The organism is Pseudomonas sp. M5A4_2d (assembly GCF_053345295.1).
Genome location: NZ_JBKEZW010000024.1, coordinates 1 through 15682, shown reverse-complemented (window position 1 = coordinate 15682; position 15682 = coordinate 1). Strand labels below are relative to the sequence as shown.

The window sequence follows — 15682 nt, the reverse complement described above, 5'->3', positions numbered from 1 at the left end:
TGGCCGAACGCAGGCTTGAATCCGTGGGTAACCCGGCAGGACGCCGGGTTAGCCGCACTGGGCCAAGGATGGCCCATTGCGGCGGCCCACGGATTCAAGCCGGAGTGCGGGCATGCCGAGCCTGGGCGAGGCACCGAGTGGTGGGGCAAAGACCTTTTGGTTACTTTTGGGGCGTTTGCCAAAAGTGACCCGCCGTAAGGGCGGAACCCCAAGCAGCCGTTACCGCAGCAACGGATATGTACTCAATCTACCTAACCCCTCACAGGCTTAAAGCGACACAAAGAGTTGCGTAGATACCTATGGTCATCGCAGGCAAGCCCGCTCCCTCAGGGGGTTGTATTCAGCCTGCAGGAAGGGAGGCTGTTTCGGGGTAGACGGATTCCCAACCGCCACCCAACGCCTTGTACAACCCCACCATCGCCAACGACACGCCAGTGGAGCTTTCAACCCACTGTTCCTGCGTCGCCAGCAGCGCGCTTTGCACCGTGAGCACGTTGACGAAATCCACTACACCTTCGACGTACTGCTGTTGCGCGGTGCTCAGTGCTATCTGGTTCTGGCGCACCGCTTCGGCGAGGCTGTCGCGGCGCAGTTGCGTGGCGTTGTAGCGAGTCAATTGGTCGTCAATTTCATGCCAGGCGCGCAACACGGTTTGCTGATACGCCAGGGCCGCTTCCTGTTGCTGGGCTTCACGCAGGTTCAACATGCCTTGCAGGCGCCCGCCGTTGAACAGCGGCAGGCTGAACTGCGGACCGAAGGCGAACGCTCGGGAGCCCCACGAACCGAAATCCGATAACTGCAGCGCTTGGGAACCGAGGCTGCCGGACAGGGTGATACGCGGGTAGAAATCGCCTTTGGCCACGCCAATGTTGGCGGTGGCGGCGTGCAAGCGCGCCTCGGCCTGACGGATATCGGGGCGGCGTTCGGCCAACTCCGACGGCAGGCCGATCGCGACCTGGCGCTGAGTTTGCGGTACGGCGGCGTCTTTGGACAATTGTGCGTGCAGCGCTTGCGGCGGCTCGCCCATCAACAGGCTCAGCGCGTTGATCAGCTGGTCCTGGCGCTGCTGCAAATCCGGCAGGCGCGCTTCAATGGCAGCGACCTGGGCGGCGGCTTCGGCCACGTCAAGGTCTGTCGCCACACCGTCGGCCAAGCGCAGTTGCGAGAGCTTGAGGCTGTGCCGGGCCACGTCGAGGTTTTGCTCGGTGACGGCACGGGTGTTCTGCACACCGCGCAGTTGGATGTAGTCCTGGGCGGTCTCGGCGAGTACCGATAAAAGCACGGCGCGGCGATCATTTTCCGCAACTTGCAGGGTGGCGTCGGCGGCTTCGGTTTCACGTTTGACCCGGCCCCAGAAGTCCAGCTCCCAGGCCGCAGAGAAGCCCATGTCCCACTGGTTGTAAGCCGACCGGCCACTCTCACCAGACGGGTCGTTCAAGCCTTTGCCACTGTTGCGTTGGCGCAGGTAATCACCCTTGGCGCTGACCTCGGGGTAACGCTCGGCGGTGGTCACCTGGCGCACGGCGCGGCTTTGTTGCAGGCGGCTGCTGGCCAGTTTGAGGTCGAGGTTATCGGTGAGCGCCCTGCGTGTGAGGGCCGAGAGTTGCTCATCGTGGAACACGTCCCACCAGCGCTCCTGCAAGGGATCGGTGACGGCGCGACTGGCAGCCTGACGCCCCTGGGGCTCGCTCCACTGCGTGACTTGCGGACCTTGGGGCCGCTGGAAATCCGGGCCGACGGTGCAAGCGCTCAGGCTGATCAGGCTCAAGGTGAGCCAGGCAAATGGCTTCATTGCTGGGCCACCTCACGCGGTTGCGCGACCGACTGGGTGTCGACACTGGCCTCCACCGACATGCCGACGCGCAGGCGCTCGGTCAGCGGTTGGTTCGGCTCGAGGATGATCTTCACCGGAATGCGCTGCACCACCTTGGTGAAGTTGCCGGTGGCATTGTCCGGCTTGACCGAAGCAAACGTCACGCCGGTGGCGGGTGCCAGGCTTTCCAGGTGGCCGTTGAGCAACTCGCCGTCGAGGCTGTCGACGCGCACCTGCACAGCTTGGCCAGCGTGCATATGCGACAGTTGAGTCTCCTGGAAATTAGCCACCACATAGGCCTCGGCCAATGGCACTACCGCGAGGATCTTGCTGCCTGGCGTCACATAGGCGCCGACCCGCACCGCACGCTCACCGACCATGCCATCCACCGGCGCAACGATGCGCGTGTAGGACAGCTGATAGCTGGCCATTTCCAGCGCGGCCTGGGCACGTTTGAGTCCGCCTTCGGCCGCATCACGCTGGGCGGTGAGGATTTCCACTTGCTTGCGTTCGGCCGCCAACACCGCCGTGGCACTGGCCAGGCGCGCGGTGGCCTGGTCGATGCGGGTCTTGGCCTGCTGCGCGTTCTGCACCGTGCCCGCCCCCACGCCGGCGAGGTGGTTGTAGCGGTTCAGTTCATGCTCGGCGAAGGCCACTTCGGCGCGGTCAGCCGACACGGTGGCCTGGGCCTGGGCAATCACCGAACTTTGTCGCTCCAGGGTCGCCGTGGCGTTTTTCAGCTGGGCCCGGGCGACCAGCGTATCGGCATCGGCCGCCTGGGCGGCAGCGCGAAAATCGCGGTCATCGATCAGCGCCAACAGTTGGCCGGCTTTTACGCGCTGGTTGTCTTCCACCAGCACTTCCTTGATGAAGCCGGCCACACGCGGTGCGACCAGGGTGAAGTCGGCGGCGACGAAGGCGTCGTTGGTGGTCTGGCGCTTGCTGCCCAACAGGCCCGGCGCGACCAGATAAACCAACACGCCGACGGCAAACACGGCAATAACGGCGACGGCAATTTTGTCTTTGCGTTTCATGAGAAGTCCTTGAGGCTAGGTCGGTGCGCGAGGCGGAAAGATCCGCGTGGGCATCCAGAAAATCAGCAGGATCAACGCCACCGCGACACCGGCCATGACGTAATAGAGGTCCGAGGAGGTCAGTACCACGGCCTGTTGGTGCAGGCGGTGCGCCAGGCCCGCCGCGTCGCCGTCGGCAAGCGGTGAGTTGCCCAGTCGGTCCACCAACATCGTCGAGTGGAAGTGCAAACGCTGGGTGGTCAGCACGTCGATCACGGCAGTGGCGACCACGGCGGCGAGGCCTTTGACGGTGTTGAACCACGCCGAGGCGAACGGCCCGTCCATGGGTTGGATGCTGCCGGTCGAGAGCATCAGCAGCGGCAACACCGCCATCGGCTGACCGAAAATTTGCAGCAGGTACAGGCCGTAGAAATCGTCGCGAATCCACTCCGAGGTCAGGTGTGCGCTACCCACACAGCACAGCACCAGCATGCTCAAACCGATCCCCAGCACCCACCGGCAATCGACCCAACGCAGGTTGCACAGCGCCGCCACCAGCGGTAGCGCGATCAACTGCGGCAACGCCATCAACAACATCACCGGCGCGGTTTGCAGCGGCCGGTAACCCTGGACCTGGGCGAGGAAACTCGATGGGATGATGATCACCGAGGTCAGCACCATCAGCACGCCGGCCAGCACAATCAGGGCAAACGCCAGGTTGCGCAGGCCAAGCATCTGCAACTTGAAGAACGGAATCGGCTGCGACCACTCGTTGATCAAAAACAGCACCAGCAACAGCGTGCCGCCGCTTAGCAGGAACGTGATCAGGCCGGACTCGAACCAATCCAGGCGATTGCCCTGCAACAGGCCTATCACCAACATGCAGATGGCCGGAAAACCCAGCAGCAGGCCGCGCCAGTTGAACTGCTTGAAACGTTCCAGGCGCAACGGGTCTTGCGGCAAGCCGTAGGCCACCGCGGCCATCGCCAGCAGGCACGGCCCCACGATCTGCCAGAACGCCCACTGCCAGCCGACATATTCAGTCCACAACGCCGCCAACGGCGTGCCCAGGCTGGGCCCGAAGGTGGCAGTGAGCGCATAGCCGGCCAGGCCATACAGCTTGACGTTGGCCGGCAGGAAACGCAGCGCCACGGTCATCAGCATCGGCGGCAACGCGCCGCCGGCCAGGCCTTGCACGGTACGCAGCACCAACAGGCTTTCGTAATTCGGCGCAAACGGGCACAGGATCCCCAGCACGGTGAACAAACCGATGGCGCACAGCGTGAAGCGGCGCAGGGAAAACGTCACCGAACACCAGGGCGCAAAGGCCATGGCCGCGACGGAGGTGGCCGTGTAGGCGGCGACCAGCCAGGTGCCTTCGTCAAAGCCGATGTACAGCGCACCACGAATATCAGCGAGGGCGACCTTGGTGACCATCTCGTTGAGACCGGAGACCAGCACCGCCAGCAACACGCCGACCAATCCAATGATGATGCGCGGGCCGAATACGGGCGGGTTCAGGGCTGTAGGTTTGGCTGCAGCCTGGAGGGCGGGGGCAGCGAGGGATGTCATGAACAGGTAACTCGGGATTATAAATACCCGAGCAGTTTAATCAGGCTTATACATGACAAAAAAGTTACTTGTCGGCAGGTTATAAGTGCGCCAGACGCAACTGTTAGGAACAACGAAATTCTGTGGGAGCCGGGCTTGCCCGCGATGCAGACAACTCGGTCTGTCAGGCAGACCGAGGTGAGGCGATCGCAGGCAAGCCAGCTCCCACAGTTTAAGTGGGTTGGGCTTCCAGCCACGTGGCATGGCAGCTCTCGCGCATGGTCTCACGCAGCCATTTGTGGGCCGGGTCTTTGTCGAAGCGGGGGTGCCAGGATTGCGCCAGAACCAGCGTCGGCAGGGAGATCGGCAGCGGGAATGAGCGCAGTGGCAGGTTCAGGCGCGTGGCACTCAAGAGGGCTTCCTTGGGCACCGGCAGCAGCAGGTCGGAATCGGGCAGCATGAACATCGCACCGTGAAAGCCGGGCGCGATCATCGCCACGCGACGCTCCAGGCCCTGGGCGTTCAGCGCAGTATCAATCGGCCCACGGGCGATGCCACGCCGCGAGATGCTGATGTGGGAATAACTGGCGAAACGCGCGGCGGTGATTTCTTCGTCGAACAGCGGGTGATCTTCTCGTGCCAGGCCGACGAAGGTGGTGGAAAACAAATTCTGTACTTTCACTTCGGGGCTGGACGGCAGCGTGTTGCTCACGCGCAGGTCCAGGCGCCCTTCACGCAGCGCATCGTCGTCGGTGTCGCCTTCGGGTACGAAACACAGCTCGCACAGCGGCGCCATGCGCTCCATGGTGTCGAACAACCGACCGCCATACACGCCGACAAAAAAGTCATTGGCCCTCACGCTGAAGCGGCGGCGCAATGTGCTGAGGTCGACCTGATCCGCCGAGCGAAACAGCAACGCGGCCTGCTCCACCACATTGCGAACCTGGCCCTGCAACTGCAACGCCTTGGGCGTGGGCACCAGGCCGCGACCGGCGCGCACCAGGATCGGATCACCCACGGCCTCGCGAATCCGCGTGAGCGTGCGGCTCATGGCCGCCGGGCTCAGGTTCATGCGCCGCGCGGCACCCACCACACTGCCCTCGTCAAGCAAGGCGTCGAGGGCGACCAGCAGGTTCATGTCCGGTAGTTGCATGCCAAGCACTCGTGGCCAATGGGGAGTGAGTTGGGCGCAATCGTAGCAGGCTTTACAGGTAACGCTTCAACTTACGAGGCAGGTATTCAGCGTAGGTTCTCTTGGGATAAGCCTGGCACTTGCGCACGATTTCCGGCAAGGCGTTTTCCAGCTCATCCGCCCGGGCCAGGCCTTCGTTGTAGTCGTCTTTGCCGCTTAATGCCGGGAACATCACCGCCACTCGGGTAATGGCAAAGCTCTTCATGGCGATCAACGGGCGGGTGGGATGGTCGCGACGGAAATGGCGGACTTCCTCGTTCAACGCACTGCAGGATTGATAGGTGGTTTGTGTAAAGGTCAGTTGAAGCGTTTCGGTTTTTGGCAGTTCAGGCGTGAAGACCATGTCGTTTTGCGCCTTGATCACCGCTGGCCGATCAGCTGTCACTGCCCAGGATTTGAAGCGCCATTGTGTGGCCGCTTCCACTGCAGCTGCGCCGAAAGCTGGCTTGGTGGCGCTGAGCGCTTTGACGTCGCTGACCGTACCGTCGCTGTGAATATTCAGGCTGATGCGCGCATGCCCTTGGGTGGCGGTCAACGTTGCGGGATAGTGCGGCTTGGCCATGTATATCGCTTCGGGCGCGAATTCAGCAAGCACCGGGGTGGACAATAACAAGGCCGCTGCCAAGACAATAAACCGCATCTTCGTAAATCCTTTTACCGGGCATGCCTGATGCCAGGACGGCGTCAGAGGTGGCCGGCATTATCGGAGCCAGCGCAGCCAAAGAGCAATCGTTCCTATTTGAACAGGAACGGTCCTACGGATAAGTAGGATCAGCGCTGCATGCCCCAACGCTTCACCGTCAGCCGCTCGAAGGTGTCGAACACCAGGTTTTCCACGAGCAGGCCGATCAGAATCACCACGGCCAAGCCGGCAAACACCTTGTCGGTGTACAGCTCATTCCGGTTCTGGAAGATGTACCAGCCCAAGCCGCCCTTGCCGCTGGTGGCGCCGAAGACCAGCTCGGCGGCAATCAACGTACGCCAGGCAAACGCCCAGCCGATTTTAAGGCCCGCCAGGATCGACGGCAGCGCCGCCGGGATCAGGATGAACAGCACAAAACGCATGCCCTTGAGGCCATAGTTGCGACCGGCCATGCGCAGGGTTTCCGACACGCCGAGAAACCCGGAGTAGGTATTCAGCGCCAAGGCCCACAGCACCGAATGCACCAGCACGAAAATCAGGCTGTTCTGCCCGAGGCCAAACCACAGCAGCGCCAGCGGCAGCAAGGCAATCGCCGGCAGCGGGTTGAACATTGAGGTCAGTGTGCTGAGCAGGTCGCGCCCCAATTGGGTCGACACCGCCAGCGTGGTCAAGGCGAACGCCAGCACAATGCCGATCAGGTAGCCCTTGATCAGCACCGCCAGCGAGATACTCACTTTGCTGAGCAACTCACCACTGAGCAGGCCGTCGAACAGTGCGTGCGAGGTCTGCAGGAAACTTGGCAGCAGCAAGTCATTGTTCTGATACCGGGCGACTGCCTCCCAGAGGATCGCCAACACGATCAGAATCAGGCTCTTACGCAGCCAACCTTGCTGCCACAGGCGTTGACGCAAGGGGAGCTCGCGTTCCACGGGGACGCTGAGCAGCGGTTCGAGGGTGACTTCAAATTCCTGGCGCATGGAGTGTCCCTTCAGTAGGCGATGCGGATATCAGCGAAACCCAACTCACGTTCGGCCTCGGGCGCTTCGTCAAACAGCAGCCGATGAATCCGCCGCGCCGACGCCTGGAACGCCGCGCCACCCAGGCTGTGCAGGTCATATTGATGGCTGTGAATTTCCGCACGCACACGCCCGGGATGCGGCGACAGCAACAGGATGCGATTGCCCACCACCAACGCTTCTTCGATGGAGTGGGTGACGAACAACAGGGTGAAGCGCACCTCTTCCCACAGCAGCAGCAACTCTTCCTGCATTTTGCGTCGTGTCAGGGCATCGAGGGCGGCGAAGGGTTCATCCATGAGCAGGATTTTCGGTTGCATGGCCAGCGCACGGGCGATGGCCACGCGGGCTTTCATGCCGCCGGAAAGGGTATGCGGGTAAGCATCGGCGAAGGCACTGAGGCCGACTTTTTCGAGGTAATGCAGGGCCCGCTCTTCGGCTTCGCGACGCTTCAAGGTTTTCGACGCCAGGAGCGGGAACATCACGTTCTGCTTGACGGTTTTCCACGGCGGCAGTTGGTCGAACTCCTGGAACACCACGATGCGATCCGGGCCGGGCTCATCAACCTTTTGCCCCAACAGGCGAATCTCGCCTTCGCAGGGCTTGATAAACCCGGCGATGGACTTGAGCAAGGTGGATTTTCCGCAGCCTGAGGGGCCGAGCAGCACGTAACGGTCGGCCGGGTCGATCTCGAAACTGACCTGGTGCGTGGCCCGCACCACGCGTTCGGGGGTGCGGTATTCAAGGCTGACGTTATCCACCGCCAACAGGGGTTCGATGGCGATATTCAGGTTGCTGGCCGCGTGGCCTTGCAGGGGCGCGTTCATTTCAACTCTCTTGCCGGGAATAAGCTTCAGAAAGGCGCGTCGCCCTGAATGGTGGTGCGAAACAGCTTGCGGCGCAGATAGCTGGGGCAACCCGCGGCCAGGTGGATCAGCGAGCGGTTATCCCAGAACACCAGGTCGTGGGGCTGCCACTGGTGGCGGTAGATATTTTGCGGCAGCACGCTGTGGGCGTAGAGCTGGGCCAACAGATCGCGGCTTTCGTCTTCCGGCAGGCCGACGATGCGGGTGGTGAAACCTTCGCTGACGAACAGCGCTTTGCGCCCGTTTTCCGGGTGGGTGCGCACAATCGGGTGCACCACTTCCGCCACTTGGGCCAGTTGCTCGGGCGTCAGGGTCGGGCGCCAGTTGCCTTCGAATTTGGTCTCGCTGTAACGCGCCGTGTAGGAGTGGGCAGCGCTGCGACCCTCCACGGCTTTGCGCAGGTGCTCGGGCAATTGGTCCCAGGCTTTGTGCATGTCGGCGAATAACGTGTCACCGCCCTCGGAGGGCAGCTCCTGGGCGTGCAGCATCGAGCCCAGGCTGGGCAGCTCTTTGTACGACAGGTCCGAATGCCAGAATTTACCCGCGTCGCCCAGGCCGATGGATTGGCCGTTTTCGATGATATTGGAGACGATCAGGATTTCCGGGTGGTTGGCCAGCAGGAACTGTTTGAGCACGTGGATCTGCAGCACACCGAAGCGACGGCTGAAGGCGATCTGTTGTTCGGGGGTGATTCGCTGGTCACGGAAGACCACAACATGGTGGTCGAGGTGAGCGCGATGAATGCGCGCGAAGTCCTCGTGGTTGACCGGGCGGGATAAATCCAGGCCGATGATCTCGGCGCCGACACTACCGGGGAACGGGCGAATCTCGAAAGATTGGGCGGTAGAGGTCGCTGTTGGAACAGTAGAGGTAGCGGACATGAGGGCACTCCCGGTCGGACAGGGGAGTGACTTTATAGATATAAGAACGGACGCTTAAATACCGTTAGTGAATATCGATATGCATTAGGGTTGGGATCTGCAGTGAAGCTGATGGCGCCATCGCAGGCAAGCCAGCTCCCACATTTGAATGTGTTCACAAATCAACATGTGGGAGCTGGCTTGCCTGCGATGAGGCCCTGGCAGGCGATAGAGATTACCGCTCGTGCAACGCCTCGGCCCGCGCCTTGATGATGGGCTTGAGCAGGTAGCTCAGGATGCTTTTCTTGCCGGTGATGATGTCCACCGAGGCGACCATGCCGGGGATGATCAGCAATGGCTTCTCATCGGTGCCCAAGTGGCTGCGGTCGGTGCGCAAGGTGATCATGTAGTAAGTGGTTTTTTTGTCTTCATCGGTGATGGTATCGGCACCAATGCGTTCCAGCTTGGCCTTCAGGCCGCCGTAGATGGTGTAGTCATAGGCGGTGAATTTAACGATCGCTTCTTGCCCCGGGTGCAGGAAAGCAATGTCTTGCGGGCGGATCTTGGCTTCCACCAACAGGGTGTCGTTGAGCGGTACGATTTCGACCATGTCGCTGCCAGGCTGGATCACGCCGCCCACGGTGTTGACCAGTAACTGCTTGACGATACCGCGCACTGGCGAGGTGACCAGCGTACGGCTGACACGGTCTTCGAGGGCGCGGCCAGTGGATTCGGCCTTGTTCAGTTCGGTGCGGGCTTCGTTGAGCTGGGTCAGCGCTTCACTGCGGAATTTGCCACGGGTTTCGTCGATCTTGCGCTGCACTTCCTTGATCGCCGATTCGGCGCGGGGAATCGCCAGGGTGGTGGCGTCGAGCTGACCGCGGGTTTCCATCTCGGCGCGCTTAAGGCGCAAGACTTCAACCGGCGACACCGCACCCTGCGCCACCAAGGGCTCGGACATGTTGATTTCCTGGCGTTGCAGGGACAACTGGCTGCGGTACTGGCCTTGTTTGGAGGTAAATTCGCGCAGTTCCTGCTGGCGCTGCACCAATTGCTCCTGCAAGCCACCCACTTCGTCCTTCAACTGCTGGCGGCGGCTTTCATACAAGGAGCGCTCGTTGGCGGCCTGGCTTGGGGCGGCCTTGAGCACCTCGTCAGGGATGTTCAACGGGCGATCATCCACCTGCGCGCTCAGACGCTCCACACGCAGTTGCATGGCCAGGCGCAAGGCTTCGGTTTCACCGGCATTGGAGACAAACCGCGTGTCATCGAGGCGAATCAACGGTGCGCCAGCCTCTACGATCTGGCCTTCTTTCACATACAACTCGGAGACGATGCCGCCTTCCAGGTTCTGGATTTTCTGCAGCTTGGACGACGGAATCGCCTTGCCGTCGCCACGGGTGACTTCGTCGATGCTGGAGAACCCCGCCCATACCACCAGAAATACAAAGAACGCGATGATCGCCCAGATGGTCAGGCGGATAACCCGCGGTGCATCTTCGATCAGGGCTTTGTTGACCTCGGGCAGGGGCTGGTTGCGCAGGGAGTCGGAGCCTTTGAAATAGCGGCCGACCGCGCTTTTGATGGAGTTAAGCAACACTGATCTGCCCCTTTTTCAACGCTTCCATAACCACGGCTTTCGGGCCATCCGCGAGGATCTGCCCACGGTCGACGACCAACAGGCGGTCCACCAGAGAGAGCAGTGAGGCACGGTGGGTGACCAGCACCACGGTCTTGTTTTGCACCACGGCTTGCAGGCGTTGCTTCAAGCGTTCTTCACCGGTGTTATCCATGGCGCTGGTGGGTTCGTCCAGCAGCAGGATGGGCGGGTTGAGCAACAATGCGCGAGCCAGGGCGACGTTCTGACGCTGGCCGCCGGACAGGTTCTGCCCACGCTCGCCGACTTGCAGCTCATAGCCTTGGGGGTGCAGACGCGCGAATTCGTGCACGCCGGCCAGCTCCGCGGCTTGCAGGACCATTTCGTCTTCTACATAACGCGCACCGGACACCAGGTTGTCGCGCAGGGTGCCGGCCAGCAATTGGATATCTTGGGCGACGTAGCCGATGTTGTGGCGCAGTTCGCTCACATCGATCTGGCGCACGTCGACGCCGTCCACCAGCAACGCGCCGGAGTCCGGCTGATAAAGACCGACGATCAGTTTGGCGAGGGAGCTTTTACCTGAACCACTGCGGCCGATGATGCCGATTTTCTCGCCCGGTTTGATCACCAGGTTGATGTTTTTCAGCGCAGCGTTCTGTTGGTTCGGGTAGGTAAAGTTCAAGCCCCGACACTCGATGGCACCTTGCAGGGTGCGACGGCTCATCGGGCGCTCTTCGAAATTGCGCTCCTGGGGCAGCTCCATCATCTGGTCCACCGAGGTCATGGTGACCTTGGCTTGCTGGTAACGGGTCAGCAGGCCGGAGAGCGAGGCCAGTGGGCTCAAGGCGCGGCCGCTGAGCATGTAGCAGGCAATCAGGCCGCCCATGCTGAGGTTGCCGTCGATGATCTGGTACACGCCAAACACAATCATGATCACGCCAGCCAGTTGCTGGATCAGCAGGGTCATGTTCATCGACAGGCCCGACAGCAACTTCACGCGCAGCTCAAGCCGGCTCAGGGTGCCAATGGTTTGCTCCCAGCCGTACTGGCGCTCGCTTTCGGCGTTGTTGACCTTGACCGCGTCCAGCCCGGCGAGGGTTTCGATCAGGCTCGACTGGCGCTCGGCGGCCAGGGCCATGGTTCGTTCCATGGTCGCCACCAACGGTTTTTGCAGGGCGTAGCCAATGCCCAGGGCAAGCGGGAACGCCAGCACCGGAATCCACACCAGGTGGCCGCCGAGGATGGCGATCACCAGGAAAATCAGCAGCGTGAACGGCAGGTCGATCAGGCTGGTGAGGGTCAGCGACGCGAGGAAATCGCGCAGGCTCTGAAACTCATGGATGTTCTGCGCAAAGCTGCCGACCCGCGCCGGGCGGTACTTCATGGACATGCCGACGATGCGCTCGAACAGCGTGGCCGAGATGATCAGGTCGGTCTTTTTACCGGCCAGGTCCAGGCACAGGCTGCGCAGGCTTTTGAGGATCAGGTCGAACAGGTAAGCGCCGCAGATGCCCACGGCCAGCACCCACAGGGTGGCAGTGGCCTGGTTCGGCACGACGCGGTCATACACATTCATCACAAACAGCGGCGCGGCCATGGCGATGATGTTGATCAGGAAGCTCGCAGCGATGGCGTCGGTGTAGAGCCAGCGCGAGCGCATGAGGGTGTCACGGAACCACGAACGCGCCCGGGGAATCAGGGAGCCGTGGTTGACGTCGAATTTGTGCTGAGGCTGGGCGAAGAAGACCTTGCCGATGTAGTCCTCGGCCAACTGCTCACGCTTGATCAGCACTTCACCGCCGTCGCTTTCGCTGAGCAGGATCCGCGCTTCGTCTTCGCCTTGCCAGCCGACCAGCACGGTACTGCGACCGTCTTTGAGCAGCAGCAGCGCGGGCAGTGCAATCGTCGGAATCTGTTCGAGCTTGCGTTGCAGCAACCGCCCCTGCAGCCCGGCACGCGCGGCGGCGCGAGGCAGCAGCTCAGCGCTCAACCGCTGCGAAGGCAGCGGCAGGCCTGTGGTGAGCATGGCTGCGCTGGCAGGTTTCTGATGCAGGGCACAGAGCGCCAACAACCCGTCCAGTAACGGGTCGTCGTGCAGCGTGCGTGGATCATGACTGAGATGAACTCGACTGACTTCGGATTCCACGCGCTGCACTCTCGACTAACAGATGGGGCTATTGGGGTGACTCAATTCATCCCAGGCAGTTGGACTTTAGGCTTCACGTCGTTTTGCACGACGGAGGCCATCGGTGCGACCACTCCCTGGCTTTTGAGCAATTCGCCCATGGTCGCCTTGATTCGATATTGAGTAAATAACTGAATGTTCTTGATCTCTTCCAAGCGACGGGAAGCGGTGAACAATTCGTTCTCGCTGTCGAGCAAATCCAGCAGGGTACGTTGGCCGAGACTAAACTGCTGCTGGTAGGACGTGCGCACCCGGGTGCTGTGATCCACGTATTGCTGGGCTACCGGCAACTGCGCATTCGCATTGTTCAAGGCGTTCCAGGCCAGGCCCAGTTCTTCATTGAGTTGGCGCAAGGCGTTGTTGCGGATATCCAGTGCCTGGCTGGCCTGGTACGACTTGGATTGCAGGTCAGCCTTGTTGCTGCCACCGGCGAACAGGTTGAAGCGCATGCGCACCATGGCTTCCCAGCCGTTGTTGTGGCTGGCGTCGCCGGACACGTTGTTGTCGGCGTTGGTGCCGAGCTCGGCATCAAAACGCGGGTAGAACGTGGATTTAGCGGCTTCGTACTGGCTCTCTGCGGCGGAAATGTCCGACTCGGCCGAACGCAGGATCGGGCTGTTGTCGAGCATCTGGCGGCGCGCTTCATTCAGGTCTGCCGGCAGCATGGCCATGAACGGGGCCGGGCGTTCGAGCTGGTCGGGCATCTGGCCGACGGCACTGAGGTAGTTGACCTGCGAGTCGGCCAGGTTGGTCTGCTCGGTGATCAGGTTGTTGCGGGCCTGGGCCAGGCGCGCTTCGGCCTGGTCCTGGTCGGCGCCGTTGCCGACGCCGCGCTGGGTGCGCAATTTGATCTGGTCGTAGATACGTTCGTGGTTGCGCAGGTTTTCTTCAGCCAGGCGCACGAACTCGCGACGGGTCAGCACATCCAGGTACACCTGGGCGACGGTCAACCCGGTGCGCTCGGAGGTACCCAGCAACGAGTAAGCACGAGAATTAACGTTGGCTTGTTGACGCCCGACTTCGCTGGAGGTGGCGAAACCGTCAAAAATCATTTGTTGCAGGCGCAGGCTGGATTCGCCGCGATTGAGCGTGTCCCAGTGGTTGCCGTTTGGGCCGTTGGCGGCACGGGTGGTGGAGTTATCGGTGCCTTCACGGCCGTAACCGGCGTTCAGGTCAACGCGCGGCAGGTAACCACCTTGGGCGGCGCGCAATTGGTAATCGGCGGCGATACGACTATTTACACCGGCTTGAATTTCCGGGTGCACATCCAGCGCCTGCTGCATGGCCTGGGGCAATGTTTGGGCTTGTACAAAACTGGCGGCGAGGACGAACGGTATTGCCTTAAACAGGTGCAGACGCATTAAAAAATTCCCCAGGACTTCTTGTCTCAAATCACAGCGATTGGCCTCGCTGCGTCGGATAATGGCTACCGTTATGACCGTACGTCGGAAAGTTCAAAAAGCGGAACTGCTTCACACATGTAGGACGGTTCGCCGCATAAATATCAATGTGACATTACGGAGGCGATTGTTTAGGATGGCGACCAGAAGGTCAATAGTTTGGCATAAACTAGATCGCTAAAAAATATAGCCAAATATTTGACGTCATTAACACCATAGACTACGCCCCTACTGTCTGGCGCCCTAACTTGGGCTGCCACATGGATTTCATCAGAACGGAACGCCGGAGAAAATTTTAATGAGCAGTGTTGTTGCCATCGTCAAAAGCATTGTTGGTCAAGTTTTCGTTATTTCTCCGGAAGGAACGCGCCGAGTCCTCGTTGAGGGCGACCGCCTGTTCGCAGGCGACCAGGTAGACACTGGCCTGTCTGGCGCTGTCAGCCTGGAACTGGCCGACGGCCGCACACTGGACCTGGGCCGTGATACCCAATGGAGCGCCGATTTGCCGGACTCCAGCGCCGACCTGGCCGCTGCCGCTGAAAACGCTGCGCCGTCGGTTGCCGAGCTGCAACAAGCCATCGTCGCGGGCGCCGACCCGACCACCGACCTGGAAGCTACCGCTGCCGGCGCGACTGCGGCCGGTAACGGCGCTGCAGGCGGGGGCCACAGTTTCGTTGTACTGGATGCAACCGCTGGCCGTGTCGACCCCACGATTGGTTTCCCGACCGGCCCGCTGGGCCAGGGCGCTTCGACACTGACCCAACTCACGGGCGCCCAGGCCGCCGCCAACACGGGCAACCTGGCCTTGCAGGCCTCGACGCTGAGCCTGAGCGCGACCCCAACCATCACCGAAGCCGGCGGCGTACTGACCTACACCGCCACCGTGACCCAGGCGCCATCCAGCGACCTGAGCATCACCCTGTCCAATGGCGCGGTGATCACGATCAACGCCGGCCAGCTGACCGGCACCGTCAACGTACCGCTGGCACCGAATGACAGCCCCTACATCGACGCAAGCCAGATCACCGTCAACGTCACCGGCACCACCGGCGGCAACAACCTGGTACTGACCCTCGACCCTAATCCGGCCGTTACTCAGATTACCGATACCATCGATACCACTACCGTTACGCTGACCGCAGGTCAAAACGTGACCGAAGGTGGGCAGATCACCTACACCGCTACGTTGACCAATCCAGCGCAGACCCCGGTGACTGTCACTTTGAGCAATGGCTCGGTGATTACCATCAAGGCTGGCGAGTCGGTTGGCACGGTTGTGGTCGATACCCCGGCTAACGACGTCTACAACAACGGCAGCACTGTCAGCACCACTATCACAGGCGCAACCGGCGGCAACTTTGAAAATCTGGTGCCGAGCACGACGCCTGCGGTCACCACGATTACTGATTCGATCGACACCACCACCGTCACGCTGACGGCGGGCAATACCGTGACCGAAGGCGGTCAGATCACTTATACCGCTACGTTGACCAACCCAGCGCAGACCCCAGTGACTGTCACTTTGAGCAATGGCTCGGTGATT

12 protein-coding genes and 1 pseudogene are annotated in these 15682 nt (G+C 61.3%); 2 read left to right on the top strand and 11 right to left on the bottom strand.

Going from position 1 to position 15682, the window contains the following annotated elements; genetic code table 11:
• Positions 1 to 198, top strand: a pseudogene (locus tag ACLBW8_RS28470) (hypothetical protein); the annotation flags it as partial.
• Between the two features lie 142 nt (positions 199 to 340).
• Here ACLBW8_RS28470 and ACLBW8_RS28465 read toward each other — a convergent pair.
• The 11 genes from ACLBW8_RS28465 to ACLBW8_RS28415 form a co-directional block, all read right to left on the bottom strand.
• Positions 341 to 1792: an efflux transporter outer membrane subunit gene (locus ACLBW8_RS28465; RefSeq protein WP_221293604.1), complete on the bottom strand. Its 1452-nt coding sequence runs from the start codon at positions 1790 to 1792 to the stop codon at positions 341 to 343.
• Positions 1789 to 2847: an HlyD family secretion protein gene (locus tag ACLBW8_RS28460; RefSeq protein WP_407017954.1), complete on the bottom strand. Its 1059-nt coding sequence runs from the start codon at positions 2845 to 2847 to the stop codon at positions 1789 to 1791. Before ACLBW8_RS28460 ends, ACLBW8_RS28465 begins: the two co-directional genes overlap by 4 nt.
• Positions 2848 to 2862: 15 nt before the next feature.
• The gene (locus tag ACLBW8_RS28455; protein WP_407017955.1) at positions 2863 to 4398 is read right to left on the bottom strand and encodes an MFS transporter; all 1536 of its coding nucleotides are present in this window, start codon (positions 4396 to 4398) and stop codon (positions 2863 to 2865) included.
• A gap of 211 nt (positions 4399 to 4609) precedes the next feature.
• A complete protein-coding gene (locus tag ACLBW8_RS28450) occupies positions 4610 to 5530 on the bottom strand; it encodes a LysR family transcriptional regulator (protein WP_447806904.1) in 921 nt (306 codons plus the stop codon).
• A 52-nt stretch (positions 5531 to 5582) separates the two neighbouring features.
• On the bottom strand, positions 5583 to 6209 hold the full coding sequence (locus ACLBW8_RS28445) for a TonB family protein (protein ID WP_447806903.1): 627 nt from the start codon (positions 6207 to 6209) through the stop codon (positions 5583 to 5585).
• Between the two features lie 131 nt (positions 6210 to 6340).
• Positions 6341 to 7189 carry an ABC transporter permease gene (locus ACLBW8_RS28440; protein WP_447806902.1) on the bottom strand — a complete coding sequence of 283 codons (849 nt, stop codon included), beginning with the start codon at positions 7187 to 7189 and terminating at the stop codon, positions 6341 to 6343.
• Positions 7190 to 7200: 11 nt separating this feature from the next.
• The gene (locus ACLBW8_RS28435) at positions 7201 to 8055 is read right to left on the bottom strand and encodes an ABC transporter ATP-binding protein (protein ID WP_447806901.1); all 855 of its coding nucleotides are present in this window, start codon (positions 8053 to 8055) and stop codon (positions 7201 to 7203) included.
• A gap of 26 nt (positions 8056 to 8081) precedes the next feature.
• The gene (locus ACLBW8_RS28430; protein ID WP_064450093.1) at positions 8082 to 8975 is read right to left on the bottom strand and encodes a TauD/TfdA dioxygenase family protein; all 894 of its coding nucleotides are present in this window, start codon (positions 8973 to 8975) and stop codon (positions 8082 to 8084) included.
• Positions 8976 to 9189: 214 nt separating this feature from the next.
• Complete coding sequence (locus ACLBW8_RS28425; protein WP_064450092.1) at positions 9190 to 10554, bottom strand: HlyD family type I secretion periplasmic adaptor subunit; 1365 nt, start codon at positions 10552 to 10554, stop codon at positions 9190 to 9192.
• Positions 10544 to 12700 (bottom strand): type I secretion system permease/ATPase, encoded by a 2157-nt coding sequence (locus ACLBW8_RS28420; protein ID WP_447806900.1) that lies wholly within the window; start codon positions 12698 to 12700, stop codon positions 10544 to 10546. The genes ACLBW8_RS28425 and ACLBW8_RS28420 overlap by 11 nt, the downstream gene beginning before the upstream one ends.
• Positions 12701 to 12741: 41 nt before the next feature.
• A complete protein-coding gene (locus ACLBW8_RS28415) occupies positions 12742 to 14100 on the bottom strand; it encodes a TolC family outer membrane protein (RefSeq protein ID WP_064450091.1) in 1359 nt (452 codons plus the stop codon).
• A 337-nt stretch (positions 14101 to 14437) separates the two neighbouring features.
• On the opposite strand from ACLBW8_RS28415, the gene ACLBW8_RS28410 reads away from it, so the two are divergent.
• Positions 14438 to 15682, top strand: a 1245-nt coding sequence (locus ACLBW8_RS28410; RefSeq protein WP_447806899.1) for a retention module-containing protein, incomplete at its 3' end; no start/stop codon positions are given.